The 17,802-nt window shown below is 64.7% G+C and carries 16 protein-coding genes; 10 read left to right on the top strand and 6 right to left on the bottom strand.

What is annotated here, in order from left to right; translation table 11 throughout:
• Nucleotides 1-854: 854 nt before the first annotated feature.
• Nucleotides 855-1,058, bottom strand: coding sequence for a hypothetical protein (locus RFM68_RS19160; protein WP_320234566.1), 204 nt, complete (start codon nucleotides 1,056-1,058; stop codon nucleotides 855-857).
• 276 nt (nucleotides 1,059-1,334) lie between these two features.
• Between RFM68_RS19160 and RFM68_RS19155 the strand changes: the two genes are divergently transcribed.
• The 3 genes from RFM68_RS19155 (at nucleotide 1,335) to RFM68_RS19145 (ending at nucleotide 3,864) form a co-directional block, all read left to right on the top strand.
• Nucleotides 1,335-1,835 carry an MmcB family DNA repair protein gene (locus tag RFM68_RS19155; RefSeq protein WP_320234565.1) on the top strand — a complete coding sequence of 167 codons (501 nt, stop codon included), beginning with the start codon at nucleotides 1,335-1,337 and terminating at the stop codon, nucleotides 1,833-1,835.
• Between the two features lie 187 nt (nucleotides 1,836-2,022).
• The gene (locus tag RFM68_RS19150; RefSeq protein WP_320234564.1) at nucleotides 2,023-2,769 is read left to right on the top strand and encodes an SDR family oxidoreductase; all 747 of its coding nucleotides are present in this window, start codon (nucleotides 2,023-2,025) and stop codon (nucleotides 2,767-2,769) included.
• 42 nt (nucleotides 2,770-2,811) lie between these two features.
• The gene (locus RFM68_RS19145; RefSeq protein ID WP_320234563.1) at nucleotides 2,812-3,864 is read left to right on the top strand and encodes an RNA polymerase subunit sigma-70; all 1,053 of its coding nucleotides are present in this window, start codon (nucleotides 2,812-2,814) and stop codon (nucleotides 3,862-3,864) included.
• Here RFM68_RS19145 and nhaA read toward each other — a convergent pair.
• The 5 genes from nhaA to RFM68_RS19120 all read right to left on the bottom strand — a co-directional run bounded on the left by nhaA (nucleotide 3,861) and on the right by RFM68_RS19120 (nucleotide 11,156).
• Nucleotides 3,861-5,051, bottom strand: a complete 1,191-nt coding sequence (gene nhaA / locus RFM68_RS19140) for a Na+/H+ antiporter NhaA (protein ID WP_320234562.1) — start codon at nucleotides 5,049-5,051, stop codon at nucleotides 3,861-3,863. The two genes, RFM68_RS19145 and nhaA, sit on opposite strands and share 4 nt — an antisense overlap.
• A gap of 346 nt (nucleotides 5,052-5,397) precedes the next feature.
• The gene (locus RFM68_RS19135; RefSeq protein ID WP_320234561.1) at nucleotides 5,398-5,961 is read right to left on the bottom strand and encodes an ActR/PrrA/RegA family redox response regulator transcription factor; all 564 of its coding nucleotides are present in this window, start codon (nucleotides 5,959-5,961) and stop codon (nucleotides 5,398-5,400) included.
• 206 nt (nucleotides 5,962-6,167) lie between these two features.
• Nucleotides 6,168-7,493 carry an ActS/PrrB/RegB family redox-sensitive histidine kinase gene (locus RFM68_RS19130; RefSeq protein WP_320234560.1) on the bottom strand — a complete coding sequence of 442 codons (1,326 nt, stop codon included), beginning with the start codon at nucleotides 7,491-7,493 and terminating at the stop codon, nucleotides 6,168-6,170.
• A gap of 264 nt (nucleotides 7,494-7,757) precedes the next feature.
• Nucleotides 7,758-10,220: an ATP-dependent helicase HrpB gene (gene hrpB, locus RFM68_RS19125; RefSeq protein WP_320234559.1), complete on the bottom strand. Its 2,463-nt coding sequence runs from the start codon at nucleotides 10,218-10,220 to the stop codon at nucleotides 7,758-7,760.
• 45 nt (nucleotides 10,221-10,265) lie between these two features.
• Nucleotides 10,266-11,156 (bottom strand): DMT family transporter, encoded by an 891-nt coding sequence (locus tag RFM68_RS19120; protein WP_320234558.1) that lies wholly within the window; start codon nucleotides 11,154-11,156, stop codon nucleotides 10,266-10,268.
• Between the two features lie 24 nt (nucleotides 11,157-11,180).
• Between RFM68_RS19120 and RFM68_RS19115 the strand changes: the two genes are divergently transcribed.
• From RFM68_RS19115 to RFM68_RS19085, 7 genes are all read left to right on the top strand, one after another.
• Nucleotides 11,181-11,879 carry a PIG-L deacetylase family protein gene (locus RFM68_RS19115; RefSeq protein ID WP_320234557.1) on the top strand — a complete coding sequence of 233 codons (699 nt, stop codon included), beginning with the start codon at nucleotides 11,181-11,183 and terminating at the stop codon, nucleotides 11,877-11,879.
• Nucleotides 11,880-12,111: 232 nt separating this feature from the next.
• Nucleotides 12,112-13,443 carry an ABC transporter substrate-binding protein gene (locus tag RFM68_RS19110; protein WP_320234556.1) on the top strand — a complete coding sequence of 444 codons (1,332 nt, stop codon included), beginning with the start codon at nucleotides 12,112-12,114 and terminating at the stop codon, nucleotides 13,441-13,443.
• 126 nt (nucleotides 13,444-13,569) lie between these two features.
• Nucleotides 13,570-14,517 (top strand): carbohydrate ABC transporter permease, encoded by a 948-nt coding sequence (locus tag RFM68_RS19105; protein WP_320234555.1) that lies wholly within the window; start codon nucleotides 13,570-13,572, stop codon nucleotides 14,515-14,517.
• The gene (locus RFM68_RS19100; protein WP_320234554.1) at nucleotides 14,514-15,464 is read left to right on the top strand and encodes a carbohydrate ABC transporter permease; all 951 of its coding nucleotides are present in this window, start codon (nucleotides 14,514-14,516) and stop codon (nucleotides 15,462-15,464) included. Before RFM68_RS19105 ends, RFM68_RS19100 begins: the two co-directional genes overlap by 4 nt.
• Nucleotides 15,461-15,667, top strand: coding sequence for a hypothetical protein (locus RFM68_RS19095; RefSeq protein WP_320234553.1), 207 nt, complete (start codon nucleotides 15,461-15,463; stop codon nucleotides 15,665-15,667). Before RFM68_RS19100 ends, RFM68_RS19095 begins: the two co-directional genes overlap by 4 nt.
• A 2-nt stretch (nucleotides 15,668-15,669) precedes the next feature.
• The gene (locus RFM68_RS19090) at nucleotides 15,670-16,776 is read left to right on the top strand and encodes an ABC transporter ATP-binding protein (RefSeq protein ID WP_320234552.1); all 1,107 of its coding nucleotides are present in this window, start codon (nucleotides 15,670-15,672) and stop codon (nucleotides 16,774-16,776) included.
• Nucleotides 16,769-17,782 carry an ABC transporter ATP-binding protein gene (locus RFM68_RS19085; RefSeq protein ID WP_320234551.1) on the top strand — a complete coding sequence of 338 codons (1,014 nt, stop codon included), beginning with the start codon at nucleotides 16,769-16,771 and terminating at the stop codon, nucleotides 17,780-17,782. The genes RFM68_RS19090 and RFM68_RS19085 overlap by 8 nt, the downstream gene beginning before the upstream one ends.
• Nucleotides 17,783-17,802 lie beyond the last annotated feature (20 nt).

Raw genomic sequence — 17,802 nt, 5'->3', positions numbered from 1 at the left:
GCCGCCGGCTACAACTTCTCCCTCCTGCTCAACTGGTTCAGGCAGCTTTTGTGGCTTCTCATCGCAGCCCTCCAAAGTCAGCCAAACGAGATCGATGCCTGACCAATCTCATTGTTCACGGTCGACTATATATTTAACAACCCAATCGTCCCAAACTGCATCGGCCATCCCTAGCCGTGTGAAGCTTCCCAGACTTTTGACGCTCGTTTATCCGATGCAGGAGCATCCGGGATTTCTCAAGAGCGCCCCGGCTTGTAGCGATTGAATGCTGCAAATCACTCAGCATCGCTGCCCGGCGCACTCTGTCTTTGTCAGCGCCCGCGATTATGGCCCGAGCGTAATCCGGAGCCCATTGCGTTACAGCCGCGTAAAGCATTCCAGCGCCAAGCGTACCCGCCGTCCTTCCGCAAGGATAGAGCATACACCTCAGTCAGGCTTTCAGGGGCATTTCTTTAACTCGCCATTAACATTAGTGATTCCGCCAGACGCGGCCCTCATCTTCCTTTGGGGAAGGGAAAACAAAAGAGGCGGGGCACCATTGGGGAGCGCAAAAATGACGGACAAAGTGAGGAATGGCGGCGGCCATTTTGAGATTGCAATGGTCGTGGTCATGGCCTTGGCGGTTGTCGGGATCATCCTGGTCATTGCCGCAGGGTTTTTCTGAGACGCCCGGCCTACACGGCTAAGGTGACTGACCGGGTTCCGGGCCTTTCTGTGCGGCTTCCAAGCGCAAGTTTCGCCGGCTTTCTGCTTCAGAAATCGGCTAAGCAAAGCAGCGGGAAGGGAATAAAACGGGGCCGGCAATAGAGCGCCATGGCTGCTCGAATTGAAAGGTGGCGTTTGTTCCTGTGATGCTAGGCTGGATCCCGGGTCCTGGTTAGCGCCCGCTTCAGGTCGTCAATGTCAGTGATGCCGGATGCGAAAAGCGTGATGAGGCGGACGGCCAGGTTGTCGCGATCTATGCTATCCGCCGCGATGCCTCTGGATTGGCAATGCTCTTCTAGAATGCCCGTCAGCATCGCCAGTTCATCTGGATCGATGGCGCCTTGGACGCTCATGGCCTTACCCTCGTCCGGCCTGCGATCGACCAGTAGAGCGGCACGACCGCACTTATCGCAATTACCTAGGTTAAAAAGCCCGGAGCGATTAATCCTGCGGGCGTCAGCCTCCGGCTCGGCAACTTGTTGCAGTGCGCGGCAGTGGTGCAGCTCTTGCTCGCTGTAAAAGCTTATAAGACTCTTTGAGGGCACGACGGCTCTTCGCTATCTGTCCTGAATATGTTCCTATCCCGACATGGGTTCAAACCGTGAACAAAATCTGGCATGGTGCCTCCCATGCCACTCGTTTCGCCGATTCCCCTCAACCCCTTGATCGACGGTCGCCAGTCGGAACGCGCCATGCTGGTGCGGCGCGGCGTGCAGCGGCTGCTTACCGAAATGGGCGCGCATGTGCTGCCGGAGTTGTCCTTGGCCACCGGGAGGCGCGCCGACCTCGTGGCGCTGACGCGGCAGGGCGATATCTGGATCATCGAGATCAAATCCTCGATCGAGGATTTCCGGGTCGACCGCAAATGGCCGGACTACCGGCTGCATTCCGATCGCTTCTTCTTCGCCACCCATCCCGGCGTTCCGCAGGAAATCTTCCCCGAGGAATGCGGTTTCATCCTCTCCGACGGTTATGGCGCGGAGATCCTGCGCGACGCGCCGGAGCACCGCATGGCGGCTGCGACGCGCAAGGCGCTGATGCTGCGGATCGCCCGCGCGGGTGCCGCCCGGCTCTTGGCCGCCGAGCTTGCCGGCGTTCCGGTGCCGGCGCTGGATGGCGAGAGCGAGTAGATACCCGTCGCAGGGCGTGAGTGCCGGCGTGTTGCCGCCGGGGTCCGGCATCAGGCCGGGGCTCAAGCCGATCCCTGCCTAGGCCCGGCAAGAATATTCGTTCCGTACCGATGATTTCCGCCGATCCCGATTGTCTTCACCAACAGGCGCGTCCGGATGGCCGGCGGCCTGGACAAGAGGTGATCAAATGAAATCGTTGCAAAATCAGAATGTCGTCGTCGTCGGCGGCAGCCGGGGTGTCGGCCGCTCGATCGTGGAAGCAGCGCTTGGCGAGGGAGCGACCGTGCTTGCCATTGCCCGTGGCGCCGGCGACCTGAAGCAACTCGCCTGGGAACGCCCGGGCTTGAGGACCCTTAGCGCGGACGCGACGGCGGAAACCGCGCCGGAAGCGGTTTTCGATGCGCTGGCACCCGACGTGCTGGTGGTTTGCGCCGGCGCGCTCGCCCCTGCCGCGCCAATACAGGAGCAGAGCTGGGAGGCCTTCTCGGCGAATTGGGAAATGGACGTCAAGGCGTCGTTCCTGTTCTGCCGGGAAGCCCTCAAGGGTCGGCTCAAGCCTGGAAGCCGGGTGTTGCTGATCGCCAGCGGCGCCGCCATTAGCGGAGGACCGCCGAATTCCGGCGGCTATGCCGGCGCCAAGCGCATGCAGATATTCCTGGCCGGCCATTGCCAGAAGGAATCGGACCGGCTGGGCCTCGGCCTGCGCTTCATGGCGCTTTCGCCAGCCCGCATCATGCCCGGCACCGGGGTCGGCGATCGCGGCATCGATGGCATTGCGGCCTATATGGGCATCCGTCCGGCCGACTTCCTGGCGAGTATGACCGACATGCAGACGCCGGCCGATGTCGGACGGGCGGTGATTCAGCTCGCAACCGGGAAGCCGCAGGGCAGTTCCTTTACCGTCAGCGGCAGCGGTCTTGCGGCGGCGGCATGAGGCGCGCAGGATGCCGGCGCAATTCAGCTCCCCGGGCTTCCCATGACTGACGCTTCCGGCCCCGTCGAGCCTTTGGGCCGGCCAGGCCGGCCGGTCCTCGACCGGCTGGCCTTCGAGCGCCTGACCGTCGCCCACCGCCGCGAGCTGAAGCTTCATTGTTACCGGATGATGGGCTCGCTCAACGAGGCGGACGATCTCGTCCAGGAGACGTTCCTCAAGGCCTGGCGCGCGCGGTCGCAATTCGACGGACGCGGCTCGGCACGCGGCTGGCTCTACAGCATCGCCACCAACAGCTGCCTCAATGCCATCAAGGCTCGGTCGTCGGCGCGCCGCATTCTCGAGCAACCCGGACGGGCGGCCGCCGAAGGAAGGGCGACCGGCGGACCGGCCACCGGGCTCGCCTGGCTGGAGCCATATCCCGACGCGGAGCTGCCCGACATTGCCGATGATAGGCCCGGTCCGGAAGCGCGTTACGAGGCCCGCGAGGCCGTGCGACTTGCTTTCGTGGCGGCGATCCAGCTGTTGCCGCCGCGGCAGCGCGCGGCCCTGCTGCTTTGCGATGTGCTCGGATGGTCCGCCATCGAGACCGCGCAATTGCTGGGCGGATCGACCGTCTCGATCAACAGCGCCTTGCAGCGGGCCCGCGCGACGCTGGGCGGGCATTACCCCCAGGGGCGCCCGCCGCAGCGATCACGGCCCGGTGCGGACGAAGGCCTGCTGCTCGAACGCTATATGCAGGCCTGGCAGGCCGACAATCTGGACGGGCTCGTCGCGCTGCTGCGCGAAGACGCCATCTACCATATGCCGCCATGGCGGGAATGGTATCGCGGACGCCCGGCAATCGGCGCTTTCCTGGGGAGCGTCTGGGGCAATTTTGCCGCTTACCGCGCGGTGGCCATCGGCGCCAACGCCCAGCCGGCCGCGGGCGTTTACGCGCTCGGCCGTCAGGATTTCGCGTGGCGGCCCCACTCGCTGCACGTCATCGAACCCGCCGACGGCAAAATCGCCTCGCTGACGATCTATGTCCCGCCGCTCGGCCCCGCTTTGTTCGCGGCCTTTAGCCTGCCGCCGGAGCCTCTTACCCCAACGGGTTAGCCCAGATCTTCTTCCTGCCTGCCAGCCGCCGGCGCCATGAGCAGGATGGCGGCGCCCAGCAGCGCGGCAATCAGCGAGCCGGCAAGAATGCCGACCTTCACCGCGTCCTGGAGCGCCGGGTCCCTGGCGAAGGCGAGCAGGCCGATGAACAGGCTCATGGTGAAGCCGATGCCGCACAGCAGCGAAATGCCCAGCATATGCCACCAGCCGGCATTGGCCGGCAGGTCGGCGAGGCCGAACCGGATGGCCAAAGCCGAGGAGCCGAAGACGCCGACCAGCTTGCCGAGGACAAGGCCGGCGGCGACACCCAATGTCAGCGGTTCGACCAATGCGGCGAAGCTCAGGCCGCCGAGCGAGACGCCGGCATTGGCGAAGCCGAAGATCGGGATGATGAGGAAGGGCACCAGTTTGTGCAGGCCGTGTTCCAGCCGGTGCAACGGCGAATGTTCTGTTTCGTGGCTGATGCCGGGAGAACGCTCCAGCGGGATGGTGAGCGCCAGCGCCACGCCGGCCAGCGTGGCATGCACGCCCGACTTCAGCACCAGCACCCACAGCAGCGCGCCGAGCAGCAGATAAGGCCAGAGCTTCATGGCCCGCATGCGGTTGAGCACCACCAGCAAAGCGATGACGGCGAAGGCGGCCGCCAGATAGGCGAGCGACAGGCCGCTGGTGTAGAACAGCGCGATGATGATGACGGCGCCGAGGTCGTCGATGATGGCCAAAGCGGTGAGGAAGACTTTCAGCGAGGCCGGCACCCGGCTGCCGAGCAGCGACAGAACGCCGAGCGCGAAGGCGATGTCGGTGGCGGTGGGGATCGCCCAGCCGGAAAGTGCTGCCGGATTGTCGCGGTTGACCGCGACATAGACCAGCGCCGGCACCACCATGCCGCCGGCGGCGGCGATGCCGGGCAGCACCCGCCGCGGCCAGGTCGAGAGCTGCCCGTCCAGCATCTCGCGCTTTATCTCCAGCCCGACCAGCAGGAAGAATACCGCCATCAGCCCGTCATTGATCCAGTGCGAGACGCTGAGCGGCCCGAGATGCGCGTGAAGGACGGCGAAATAGGTTTCAGCTAGAGGCGAGTTGGCGACGATGAGCGCAAGCGCGGCGGCCACCATCAGGATGATGCCGCCGGCCGCCTCACCGTCGAGGAATTCGCGCAGGATCGATTTTGGCCGTTCGTCTTGCATGAACCCTCCGTTGCCAGTTCTATCGGCATAATTGGCGATGATGCGCAAACCTCTCCGGCTGGGCAAGCGTCACAATTTTCAAACGCTGGCGCCGCCCCTCACCTGCCTGCCGGCATCCTCTCCCCGTATAGTGGCGGGTTGAGGGGGCTGTCACCGGCGGTTTCGCCAATCACCAGCGTTGCAAGAAGGGCGCCAAGGCTGCGGCCAGAGCCCCTTCTCCCCGTCACTATACGGGGAGAAGTGCCCGGCAGGCGATGAGGGGCAGCACTGACGTCGGCGGTTTGGGTCTTCGCCATCAACCGAAACCGGCGTTGGTCGAAGCGTTTATTCGGTAAGTCCGGCGATCCTAACGAGGCGCCCGCTTCGCCAGAATCCGCTGCAGGGTGCGGCGATGCATGTTGAGACGGCGCGCCGTCTCGGACACGTTGCGGTCGCACATTTCGTAGACGCGCTGGATGTGCTCCCAGCGCACGCGGTCGGCCGACATCGGGTTTTCCGGGGGTGCCGCGCGCTCGCCGGAAGTGCGGGTGAGGGCGGCGAAGACGTCGTCGGCGTCGGCAGGCTTGGACAGGTAGTCGACGGCGCCGAGCTTCACCGCCGTCACCGCGGTGGCGATGTTGCCGTAGCCGGTCAGAATGATGGCGCGGGCGTCGTTGCGCTTCTCGCGGATGGCTGCCACGACATCGAGACCGTTGCCGTCGCCCAGCCGCATGTCGACCACCGCATAGGCCGGCGGATGGGCGCGCGCCTTGGCGATCGCCTCTTCCACGCTCTCCGCCGTCTCGACTACGAAGCCCCGGGTTTCCATGGCCCGGGCAAGCCGGGTGAGGAACGGCTTGTCGTCCTCGACGATGAGCAGCGAGGTATCCTCGCCCTCCACCATGGCGCCAGCCGTTTCGTCTCCGCTCATCTTATCGGCATCCTACTGACCCGAAGCGCGCCGCGCCGAGACCGATTCTGGCGAAGGCTCTTCAAATCCTTGTTTTCCGGGCATGTCGTCCGAAAATCGTTGCACAGTTTTAGGCGACATGCCTCACTTTTACGCAGATACAGTCCTGCAACAGCAATGTCCAATTTTTAGAGCCGGCAACAGAGCCGCCGTGTAGTAAGCAAGGGTTACGCGTTGTCGAACATGGTGGCCGAAGCCAGCTCCTGGTTGAGGAAGACGCCGCGCGGCCAGGCGATCTGCACCACGGCGCCTTCGCCGAGTCCACTCGAATTGCGGAAATCGATCGTGGCGCCCGACCGTTCCAGCAAGGTCTTGGCGATGAACAGCCCGAGCCCCAGCCCGCCGCCGGCCTCGGTGCCCTGGCGCGTCGACATATAAGGCTCGCCGATGCGGTCGATGATCTCGGCCGGAAAACCCGGCCCGTCATCGGTGATCGAGAAGACGACCGTCTCGTTGTCCCAGCTCCAGCTGACTGTGACCGACTTACGCGCGAAATCGACGGCATTTTCGACCAGGTTGCCAAGCCCGTAAATGACGCCGGGGCTGCGCTGGCCGACCGGCTCGGGGCCGATGCGCTCGCCGGGCCGCAGCCGGATCGAGATGCCGAAATCGCGATGCGGCGCCGTCACCTCCTCGACCAGCGAGGTGAGCGGCATGCGCGACATATGCACTTCGCCTTCGGACGAAAGGCTGGTCAGCCGCTTCAGTATCTCGCGGCAACGCTCGCTCTGCGAGCGCAGCAACTTCACGTCCTCCCCGTATTTCGGGTCCTTGCCGAGCGCCTTTTCCATCTCCTTGGCGACGACGGTGATGGTGGCCAGGGGCGTGCCGAGTTCATGCGCGGCGGCGGCGGCCAGCCCGTCCAGCGCCGACAGATGCTGCTCGCGCTGCAGCACCAGTTCGGTGGCGGTAAGCGCGTTGGCAAGCAGGCGCGCTTCCGCCGCGACGCGGAACGCATAGATGGCGGTGAAGGCGATCGAGGCAAATACCGCCATCCACATGCCGGCGACATAGATGAACGGCATCGGCAAGGGCGACCCTTCATACCAGGGCAGCGGCAGGTGGAAGAACACCAGAAGCGTCACCGCAATCATGACCAGCGCGCCGAGGACGGCGGTGAGCCGCAGCGGCAGCGAAGCGGCCGAGATGACGACCGGCACGGAAAGCAGCACGGAAAACGGATTGGTCAGGCCGCCGGTCATGTAGAGCAGGCCGGTGAGCTGGATGCCGTCGAAGGTCAGGATGGCGAAGGCCGAAAGCGGCGTCAGGCGGTGCGCCGCCGGATAGCGGAAGGTGAGCCACAGATTCATCCAGGCCGAGCAGGCAATCAGCGCAAAACACATCGGCACCGGCAGCGGGAATTTCAGGCCATAGGCGACGACAAGCACGGTCAGGCTCTGGCCGACAATAGCCAGCCAGCGCAGGCGGATCAGCGTGTTGAGCCGCAATCGCTGGCTTTGCTGGGAATCGGGCGCGCGCAGGATGTTGATCATCGACTTACGATTATAGCCGCGGGAGGGTGAGCGCTAGTAGCCCTGTAAGGGCGACCTGACCGGGTAGGCAGCCGGCGTTTCATCGTTTCGGTTCACCATTATGAACATTCGGGAGTGGCCGAGGCCCCTCGCGACTTCGTCATCCACGGGCGGAGCGACGCGAAGCGGCGCGCAGACCCGAGGATGACGAGGTGATGGGCGTTCTCGCCCATCACCAACGCACATTGCCCACTAACGCGAATGACCTGCCGAAGCGGCGCGAACCTATGTCCCGCGCGGCTTGGCACGGCTGGTGGCGGTGGCCAGCAGCGGGTTATCCGGCCAGACATGCCTGGGGTAGCGGCCGCGCATGTCGATGCGCACATCCGCCCAGGAGCCGCGCCAGAAGCCGGGCAGATCGCGCGTCGTCTGGATCGGCCGATGCGCCGGCGACAGCAATTCGAGCGTCAACGGTACGGTGCCGCCGGCGATCGCCGGATGACGGTCGAGGCCGAACAGCTCCTGCACGCGGATCGCCAGCACCGGCCACTCGCCGTCATAGCGGATCGGCACGTGGCTGCCCGACGGTGCGTCGAAATGGGTTGGCGCCAGCGCGTCGACCTTGCGCTGCAGGTCGTGCGGGACCAGCGCCATCAAGGCGGCCGACAGCGTTGCCGGCTTGATGGCCGCGAAGGAGGCATCGCCGGCGAGAAACGGCAGCAGCCAGTCGTCGAGGCGGTCCCGAAGAGCGTTATCGGAAACGTCCGGCCAGAGCGCGCCAAGGCCGCGATGCAGCCAGCCTAGCCGCTGGCGGAGCGTTTCCGCGTCCTTGCCCCAGTCGAGCAGCGACAGGCCGTGCTCACGCAAGGCAGCCGTCATGGCGCGGTCGGCATCGGTTCCGGAAGGGGCCGGCAGCATGCGCTCTGAAAGCGTGATGGCGCCGAGCCACGCGGTTTCGCGCATGCGCACGGCGCGGCGCTCGCGGTCGAACATCGCCTCGCGCCTCGTCTCGATGCGATCGGCAAGGGCGGCGCGGATATCGGCTTCGTCGACCGGCGCGGCAGCGGTGATGCGGGCGTTCTGCGCCTTGCCCTGCAAGTCGGCGACCACCAGCCAGGTTTCATTGGCCAGCGGATCGGCGGCATCGACCATGGCGCCCGAGCCATTGGCGAGGACGAAGCGGCCGCGCTCGCCGCGCGCCCTTGCCACGCGGTCCGGCCAGGCATGGATGAGGAGCGAGCCGGCGCTGGCAGATGTGTCGTTTCTTTCCCCGCCGGCCTGCCTGGCCAGGCGCTCCGCCAATTGTCGCGCGGCATTGGAGCGTGGCGATCGTTCACTGCCGAAGCGCAGCAGCCGGCGTTCGAGGTCGGCGCTGTCGCCGCCGAGCCCGCGCTCGGTCAAAAGCACGGCAAGCATGGCCGCCTCCCGCGCATGGCCGGTCTTCGCCGCCTCGGCCACCATATGCGCCAGCCGCACCGGCAGCGCCAGCTTGCGCATGGCAGCGCCCCCCTCCGTCAGCCGGCCGGCATCGCCGATCGCGTGAAGCGCCTTGAGCAGAGCCCTCGCCTCGTTGAGGGCGGGGGCCGGCGGCGGATCGAGGAACGAGAGGCTCGACGGATCGGCGACACCGAAAGCGGCGCAGTCGAGCAGCAGGCCGGACAGATCGGCCTCGAGGATTTCCGGCGGCGTGAAGGCGGGAAGCGACGCGGTCTGCTCGGCGCGCCACAGGCGCACCGCCACGCCGGGTTGGGTACGACCGGCGCGGCCGGCGCGCTGGTCGGCCGAGGCCCTGCTGACGCGCACGGTTTCCAGCCTGGTCAGGCCGCTCGACGGCTCGTAGCGCGGCAGCCGCGACAGGCCGGAATCGATGACGACGCGCACGCCGTCGATGGTGATCGAGGTCTCGGCGATCGAGGTCGCCAGCACCACCTTGCGGCGGCCGGTCGGCGCCGGCTTGATCGCGGCGTCCTGCGCGCGGTTGTCGAGCTGGCCGTAGAGCGGAACTATGTCGGTGTCGGCGGCGACGTTGGCGTACAACCGCTCGGCGGTGCGCTCGATCTCGCGCTGTCCGGGCAGGAAGGCGAGCACGCTGCCCTGCTCGCCGGCCAAAGCCGCACGCACGGCCCTGGCCATGGCGTCCTCTATCGCCACGCCAGCCGGCCGTTCGTCATAACGGATCTCGACCGGGAAGGCACGGCCCTTGCTTTCGATCACTGGCGCCTGCGCCAGAAGCCTTGCGACGCGGGCGCCATCGAGCGTCGCCGACATGACCAGCAGACGCAGATCCGGCCTCAGCGCGCCCTGCACGTCGAGCGCCAGCGCCAGGCCGAAATCGCCGTCGAGCGAGCGCTCGTGGAATTCGTCGAAGATCACCGCCGAGACCCCGGGCAGTTCGGGGTCGTCGAGGATCATGCGCGCGAGCACGCCTTCGGTGACGACCAGGATTCTTGTCCGCGCCGACGTGCGGTTCTCCATGCGCATGGCGTAGCCGACGGTGCCGCCTGGCTCCTCGCCCAGCAATTCGGCCATGCGGCGGGCGGCGGCGCGGGCGGCGAGACGGCGCGGTTCGAGCAACACGATCCTGCCTTTGCCGAGCCAGGGCACATCGAGCAGCGCCAAAGGCACCAGCGTCGTTTTGCCGGCGCCGGGAGGCGCCACCAGCACGGCGCTGCTGCGGCCGGCAAGCGCGGCGCCCAGCGCCGGCAGCACGGCCGTGACCGGGAGTTCCGGCAAGGGTTTCGTCGTCATCACGCCCGCATATCAGCGGTCACGGTCGCCATGCAACTTTCGAAGTCAAAGCCTGGTGCGTGAAAACGGATTCCAGCGCACGGTGCCGAGCCTCACCTCCTCGCGCACCATCGTCAGAAGGCCGGAAGCGCCGACCACCGCCAGACCGACCAACGAGAGCCAGTCGGGATATTCCTGGAAGAACAGCGCACCGAGGATGACCGCCCAGACAATCTGCGAGTAATGCGTCGGCGCGATGCGGTTGGCGGGCGCGTATTTGACGGCAAGCAGTTGCAGCAGCTGTCCGCCGGCGGTGAAAATCCCGGCCAGCATCAGCCAGACCAGTTGCCCGAGATTGGGAAGCGCGAACGACGTCGCGGCCGCGCCGACGCCGTTGAAGACCAGGCCATAACCGACCAGCGCGCCGCGGATCGTCGTGCGCCTTTCCCGCTGGGCGAGCGAGCGCATCAGGATGACGCTGGTCGCGGCAAGGAAGGCATTGGCAAAGGCGGCGAGATGACCGAGATGCAACTCGCGAAAGCCAGGCCGCACCACCAGCATGACGCCGGCAAAGCCGGCGACCACGGCCAGCCATCGCCAGGGGCCGACCTTCTCCTTCAGGATGACGGTCGACAGGATGGTGACCAGCAAAGGGGCGAGGAAGATCAAGGCATAGACTTCCGCCAGCGGAATGGTGGTGAAGGCAAAGACGCTGAGCACGCCCGATGCGATACCCGCCAAGGCACGCGCCTGTACCGCCCAAGGCCTTTTGGTGCGCCAGAAGTCGCGCCAGCGCTCATCCGCGGGTCTGGTAAAGAACAGAAAGCAGCCGGCAAACAAGGTCGAGAAGAAGCCGATCTCGAAGACGGTGAACTGTCCACCCAGGCTCTTGATAACGGCATCGCTGCCCGAATAGCTTGCATAGGCGATCAGGGCGAGCAGGATTCCGTTCGGCACGATTTCATTTCCGGGAGAGAAGACGTGAAGATACTGGCGCTGGGCGCGCATCCCGACGACATCGAGATATTCATGTTCGGTACGATGGCCGCCTATGCGGCGCTAGGCGCAGAGCTGACTTTTGCGATAGCCACGGACGGCGCCAGGGGCGGCAAGGGCGACCCGGCGGCGCTTGCGAGGACGCGGCGCCAGGAAGCGGCCAGGGCGGCGGCCCTGCTCGGTGTCGAGCCGCGCTTCCTTGACTTTCCCGACGGCGAACTCATCGCCGACGCCGCATTCATTTCGGTGCTGAAGGCGCTGATCGGCGACGTGAAACCCGACCTCGCGATCACCCATGCGCCCTACGATTATCATGGCGACCATCGCGCCTTGTCCGACGGCGTGCGAATCGCGGCATCCTTCACTGTCCCGGTGCTGCATGCCGACACGCTCGGCGGCACCGGTTTTGCGCCGACGCATTATGTCGAGATTTCCCATCATTGGGACGTCAAGGCGAAGGCGATCCGCGCGCACCACTCGCAGGGCCCGGAGCACTATGTGCACAGGGCGCGCCTCCAGAACGAGTTTCGCGCCGGCCAGTGCAATGGCGCCGCCGGCGCGCTGGCCGAAGCCTACCGCTTCGAGCCGACTTTCCCCTTCGCCGACATACGCGCGCTGCTGCCGCCGGCGCCGCCGATGCGGCCGGTGACGGCAAGCCCGAGCCCGGCCAACAGGGCCAGCTGACGGCAGCGGGACGCAGTGTCCAGCGATCATTTCCCAACGATTTCAATCACCCGTTTTGCCATGCTGCGCCGCAGCAACGATTTCGCTTGCCTTGTTTAGTAAAAATTGCATCACTAAACAAATTACTAAACATCTGCGGCGCTGCTGCACCGCCATGTTTAGGCCCCGGAGGAGGGGTTTATCGGGCTCTTGAAACCGTCATCCGGACGCGTTTCGCAAATGGGAGGAAGGCATGAAATCGACCTTGAAACTGGCGTTGGGACTGGCCTCGGCGATCTTTGCGTCGACAGCCGTCTCGAACGTCGCGCATGCGGAAGACCTGACGCTGTGTTGGGCGGCCTGGGATCCGGCGAACGCGCTCGTGGAACTGTCCAAGGACTTCACCAAGGAAACCGGCATCGGCATGAAGTTCGAATTCGTGCCGTGGACCAACTATGCCGACCGCTTCCTCAACGAGCTCAACTCGCATGGCAAGCTCTGCGACCTGATCATCGGCGACAGCCAATGGATCGGCGGCGCCGCCGAGAACGGCCATTACGTCAAGCTGAACGACTTCTTCGACAAGGAGAAGATCAGCATGGACGACTTCGTGCCGGCAACCGTGGTGGGCTATTCCGAATGGCCGAAGAACACGCCGAACTACTGGGCGCTGCCGGCCATGGGCGACGTCGTCGGCTGGACCTATCGCAAGGACTGGTTCTCCAAGCCGGAATTGCAGAAGGAATTCAAGGAAAAGTATGGCTGGGACCTCGGCCCGCCGGCCACCTTCGACCAGCTGAAGCAGATCGCCGAATTCTTCCAGAAGCGGCAGATCGACGGCAAGACCGTCTACGGCGCCTCGATCTATACCGAACGCGGCTCGGAAGGCATCACCATGGGCGCCATGGACGTGCTCTACAGCTATGGCTTCCAGTATGAGAACCCGAAGAAGCCCTATGAGATGGAAGGCTTCGTCAACTCCGAGAAATCGGTGAAGGGGCTGGAGTTCTACAAGGCGCTCTATGACTGCTGCACCCCGCCCGGCGCTTCCAACAGTTACATGGGTGAAGGCGTCGACGCCTTCAAATCCGGACAGGTGGCGATGCACATGAACTTCGCCTTCACCTGGCCCGGCCTGCAGAAGGACGAGAATGTCGGCGGCGATAAGATCGGCTACTTCGTCAATCCGAAGGGTCCCGACGGCGAACAGTTCGCGCAGCTCGGCGGCCAGGGCATTTCTGTGGTTTCCTACTCCGACAAGCAGGAATCGGCGCTGAAATATATCAAGTGGTTCGCCAACAAGGACGTGCAGTCCAAGTGGTGGTCGCTCGGCGGCTATTCCTGCCTGAACTCGGTCGTCAAGGATCCGAAGTTCCCGTCCAGCCAGCCCTATGCGCAGGCCTTCCTCGACTCGATGGCCATCGTGAAGGACTTCTGGGCCGAACCCAGCTACGCGCCGCTGCTGCAGGCCTCGCAAAAGCGCTTCCATGACTATGTCGTCGCCGGCCAGGGCTCGCCCAAGGATGCGCTCGACGGGCTGGTCAAGGATTGGACGCAGGTCTTCCAGGACGACGGCAAGATGTAGCCGCGAGGCAATATCCAAGGCTCCTCCCGAGCCGTGACCGCCGCGTCCCGTGCCGCCCTTGGCACGGGACGCAGTTCAGATAAATTCCATCGCCGAGACTGACCCGTGACCGAAGCAGGACTAACCATGCTCAATCGGACTGCGGACAACGTTGCCCGGGCGACCCCGGAACCGTTGGCCAGGAAGATCCGGGGCATCAGCGACAAGGGCCTCGCCTGGCTGTTCATCTCGCCGACGATCCTGTTGCTGCTTGCCATCAACATCTTCCCGCTGTTCTGGGCGATCTATCTGTCGTTCACCAACTTCCGCGCCAATCGGCCCAACGAAGTGGTCAAGAACCTCGGCTTCGCCAACTACCAGCGCATCCTCGGCGACAACGACATCTGGATCGCCATGCAGACGACGGCGCATTTCGTGTTCTGGACGATCCTGTTGCAGACGGTGATCGGCTTCACGCTGGCCTGGCTGATCGACAGAAAATTCCGCGGCCATGCCTTCTGGACGACCATCATCCTGGTGCCGATGATGCTGTCGCCGGCGGTGGTCGGCAATTTCTGGCGCTTCCTTTATGAGCCGCAGATCGGGCTGTTTTCCTATGTCATCTCTTTCGTCACCGGCATTCCGCCGACGAATGTGCAGATGCTGTCCAACGTCGAGCTGGCGCCGTGGTCGATCATCATCGTCGACACCTGGATGTGGACGCCTTACGTGATGCTGATCTGCCTCGCCGGCCTGCGTTCGATCCCGGAATACATCTATGAGGCTGCCGAGGTCGACCGCGCTTCCAACTGGCGGCAGTTCTGGTCGATCACGCTACCGATGGCGCTGCCCTTCATCATGCTCGCGGTGCTGTTCCGCGGCATCGAGAATTTCAAGATGTTCGACATGGTCAATCTCTTGACCGGCGGTGGACCGGGCTCGACCACCGAGGTCGCCTCGATCACGCTGAAGCGGCAGGCCTTCGAGAGCTGGCGCACCGGCTATTCCTCGGCCTTCGCCATCATCCTGTTCGTCGCGGTGTTCGGGCTGGCCAACATCTACGTCAAGGCGCTCAACAAGGTGAAGCAGAGATGAGCCTGACCACCGCCCATTCCGTCGTCGCGCCCTCGACGAACTCGAAGCGGGTCGCCGGCGCGCTCGTCGTCGGCTACGCGCTGATCTCGATCGTTCCGCTGCTCTGGATCTTCGCGACCAGCTTCAAGACGCCGCCGGATTCGATCGCCTATCCGCCGAAGATCGTCTTCCAGCCGAGCATCGAGGGCTATTGCAACCTGTTCACCACGCGCACCCGGCAGACGCCGGAATACATCAACTCGCTCGGACCGGCGACCGGCTTCTGCGACGAGACCGTCCGCAAGCGCAACATGGTCATCGCCGGGCCCTCGAACTTCCTGCCGCGCTTCGTCAACTCGCTGATCATCGCCTTCGGCTCGACCTTCTGCGCGGTGTTCCTCGGCACGCTGTCCGCCTATGGTTTCTCGCGCTTCAAGGTGCCTTTGGCCGATGACCTTCTGTTCTTCATCCTGTCGACGCGCTTCATGCCGCCGATCGCCGTCGCGATTCCCATCTACCTGATGTATCGCGAGCTCGGCCTCTCCGACACCGCGCTCGGCATGATCCTGCTCTACACAGCGGTCAATGTTTCGCTGGCGGTGTGGCTGCTGAAAGGCTTCATCGACGAGATCCCGCGCGAATATGAGGAAGCGGCGATGATCGACGGCTATACAAGGCTGCAGGCCTTCTGGCGCACCGTGCTGCCGCAGGCGACCACCGGTATCGCCGCGACCGCCATCTTCTGCCTGATCTTCGCCTGGAACGAATATGCGTTCGCCGCCCTGCTCACGTCCGGCACGGCGCAGACCGCGCCGCCCTTCATCCCGACCATCATCGGCGAAGGCGGCCAGGACTGGCCGGCGGTGGCCGCGGGCACGACCATCTTCCTGGTGCCGATCCTGGTCTTCACCATCCTGCTCCGCAAGCAGCTCTTGCGCGGCATCACCTTCGGCGCGGTGCGCAAATGAGCATGACCACTCCTCAAAAACGCAAATCGCGCTGGCCGGTCTGGGCAAGACGCGGCCTGATGGAAAACATCGCGACCGCGCTCATCGCGATCGGCTTCCTGATGCTGTTCCAGCCCTTCGCGCTGTCGCTCTACACCTATTCCTTCATCACAATGCTCACCGGCACGGTGATGTTCATCATCGTCTCGAAATTCCCGGAATAGACATGGCCGAGATTCGTGTTCAGAACCTGAGGAAGGCCTTCGGCGCATTCGTCGCCGTGCAGGATTCCAATTTCGTCGTCGAGGACGGCGAGTTCTTCGTCATGCTCGGCCCGTCCGGCTGCGGCAAGACGACGACACTCCGCATGATCGCCGGCCTCGAACTGCCGACGGGCGGCAAGATCCTGCTCGGCGGCGAGGACGTCACCATGCGGCGGGCGCGCGAGCGCGACATCGCCTTCGTCTTCCAGCTCTTCGCGCTCTACCCGCACATGAATGTGCGCAAGAACATCGGCTTTCCGCTGCTGGCGCAAGGCATGGCGTCGACCGAGATCCGCAGCCGCGTCGAGGAGACCGCGAAGCTGTTGCGCATCGACCATCTGCTCGACAAATCCGTCTCCGGCCTCGCCGGCGGCGACCGCCAGCGCGTCGCGCTCGGCCGCGCCATCGTGCGGCGGCCGAAATGCTTCCTGATGGACGAGCCGCTCGGCACGCTCGATACCGAGTTCCGCGATCTGATGGTGCATGAGCTGCGCGAGCTGCACAACCGCATCCGCGCCACGACCGTCTATGTCACGCACGACCAGATGGAAGCGATGTCGATGGCCGACAAGATCGCGGTGATGAACCATGGCGTCATCGAGCAGTTCGGCAGCCCGCGCGAGATCTACGACCGGCCCGCAACCATGTTCGTGGCCGACTTCATCGGCTCGCCACCGATGAATTTCCTCAAGTTCGGTGGCGGTCTCGCCAGAGGCGCGAAAGAGATCGTCGTGCAGGGCGCTAAGGTCACGGTGCCGGAAGTGCGCGAGGACATCGCGCCCGCCGACATGGCGCTCGGCATCCGGCCAGAGCACATCCGCTTCGACGACGGCTCGAAGCTGCGCGGCGCGATCTACGGCACCGAATATCTCGGCACCACGCAGATCGTCGCCGTCGAGACGACTGACGGCATCATCAAGGCACGCGTGCCGGCGGGCATTCATCTCAGCCCCGGCGAACAGGTCGGGCTGGCGCTGAACGGCGCGCGGCTGTCGCTGTTCGAGAAGGGTTCCGGCCGCGCGGTCAGGACCGCCATAAATGATCAGGCAGCGGAGGCGCGCCATGGCTGATGTCCATATCCAGGGCGTAACCAAGAGTTTTGGCGACGCAGTCGCGATCAACGATCTCGACCTCTCGATCAAGGACGGCGAATTCGTCGTGCTGCTCGGGCCCACCGGCGCCGGCAAGACGACGACGCTCAGGCTTGTCGCCGGCCTGGAACGGCCGGACAGCGGCGCGATCCACATTGCCGGGCAGGACGCGACGACGCTGTCGCCGGCCGAACGCGACACCGCCTTCGTCTTTCAGCAATATTCGCTCTACCCGCATCTTTCGGTGTTCGACAACCTCGCCTTCCCGCTGCGCTCGCCGGCGCGACGGTTTCCGGAAGAGGCGGTGCGCCGTCGTGTCGAGGAAGTGGCGCGCATGGTGCGCATCGACCACAAGATCGAAAACCGTTCGACAAAACTGTCCGGCGGCGAGATGCAGCGCGTCGCCATCGGCCGCGCGCTGGTGCGCAAGCCGGCGATCTACCTGATGGACGAGCCGCTGTCCTCACTCGATGCCAAGCTGCGCGCCGATCTCAGGCTCGAACTCAAGCGCATCCAGTCCGAGCTCGGCGCCACCATGCTCTATGTCACGCACGACCAGATCGAGGCGATGACCATGGCCGACCGCATCGGCATCCTCGCCGACGGGGTGCTGGTACAGATCGGCACGCCACGCACGATCTACTCGGAGCCGGCAAACCTCCATGTCGCGGCCCGCCTCGGCCAGCCGGCGATCAATCTTCTGCCGGCCGGACTGCTGCCCGATGGCGGCGCGCCAACCGGAACGGCGACGATCGGCGCCCGCACCGAGCATCTCGCGATCGAGAAGGCGATGAACGGCCATGCCGACGGCGTCGTCGACTGGGTCGAGCATCTCGGCGACCAGAACCACCTGCATGTGACGGTGGGGCCGAAGAAGCTGGTAACGCTGACCGATCCCGACACGCCGCTCGCAAAGGGGGACAAGGTGACGATCCGCTACCTGTCGCCGCTCTACTTCGGCTCGGACGGGCAAAGGCTAATGTAGCGGGGGACTGATGTAGCCGG

This window comes from Mesorhizobium montanum (genome assembly GCF_033977145.1).
Lineage (GTDB): Bacteria > Pseudomonadota > Alphaproteobacteria > Rhizobiales > Rhizobiaceae > Mesorhizobium > Mesorhizobium montanum.
Note: the sequence above shows the minus strand (reverse complement) of the source record. Positions and strands in the feature narration are given on the sequence as shown.

Excerpts from the sequence above, each read along its gene's own strand:
- RFM68_RS19105 (WP_320234555.1), top strand. The coding sequence starts at position 13,570 with ATGCTCAATCGGACTGCGGACAACGTTGCCCGGGCGACCCCGGAACCG.
- RFM68_RS19130 (WP_320234560.1), bottom strand. The coding sequence starts at position 7,493 with ATGATCAACATCCTGCGCGCGCCCGATTCCCAGCAAAGCCAGCGATTG.
- nhaA (WP_320234562.1), bottom strand. The coding sequence starts at position 5,051 with ATGCAAGACGAACGGCCAAAATCGATCCTGCGCGAATTCCTCGACGGT.
- hrpB (WP_320234559.1), bottom strand. The coding sequence starts at position 10,220 with ATGACGACGAAACCCTTGCCGGAACTCCCGGTCACGGCCGTGCTGCCG.
- RFM68_RS19135 (WP_320234561.1), bottom strand. The coding sequence starts at position 5,961 with ATGAGCGGAGACGAAACGGCTGGCGCCATGGTGGAGGGCGAGGATACC.
- RFM68_RS19090 (WP_320234552.1), top strand. The coding sequence starts at position 15,670 with ATGGCCGAGATTCGTGTTCAGAACCTGAGGAAGGCCTTCGGCGCATTC.
- RFM68_RS19085 (WP_320234551.1), top strand. The coding sequence starts at position 16,769 with ATGGCTGATGTCCATATCCAGGGCGTAACCAAGAGTTTTGGCGACGCA.
- RFM68_RS19150 (WP_320234564.1), top strand. The coding sequence starts at position 2,023 with ATGAAATCGTTGCAAAATCAGAATGTCGTCGTCGTCGGCGGCAGCCGG.
- RFM68_RS19095 (WP_320234553.1), top strand. The coding sequence starts at position 15,461 with ATGAGCATGACCACTCCTCAAAAACGCAAATCGCGCTGGCCGGTCTGG.
- RFM68_RS19160 (WP_320234566.1), bottom strand. The coding sequence starts at position 1,058 with ATGAGCGTCCAAGGCGCCATCGATCCAGATGAACTGGCGATGCTGACG.
- RFM68_RS19145 (WP_320234563.1), top strand. The coding sequence starts at position 2,812 with ATGACTGACGCTTCCGGCCCCGTCGAGCCTTTGGGCCGGCCAGGCCGG.
- RFM68_RS19110 (WP_320234556.1), top strand. The coding sequence starts at position 12,112 with ATGAAATCGACCTTGAAACTGGCGTTGGGACTGGCCTCGGCGATCTTT.
- RFM68_RS19155 (WP_320234565.1), top strand. The coding sequence starts at position 1,335 with ATGCCACTCGTTTCGCCGATTCCCCTCAACCCCTTGATCGACGGTCGC.
- RFM68_RS19100 (WP_320234554.1), top strand. The coding sequence starts at position 14,514 with ATGAGCCTGACCACCGCCCATTCCGTCGTCGCGCCCTCGACGAACTCG.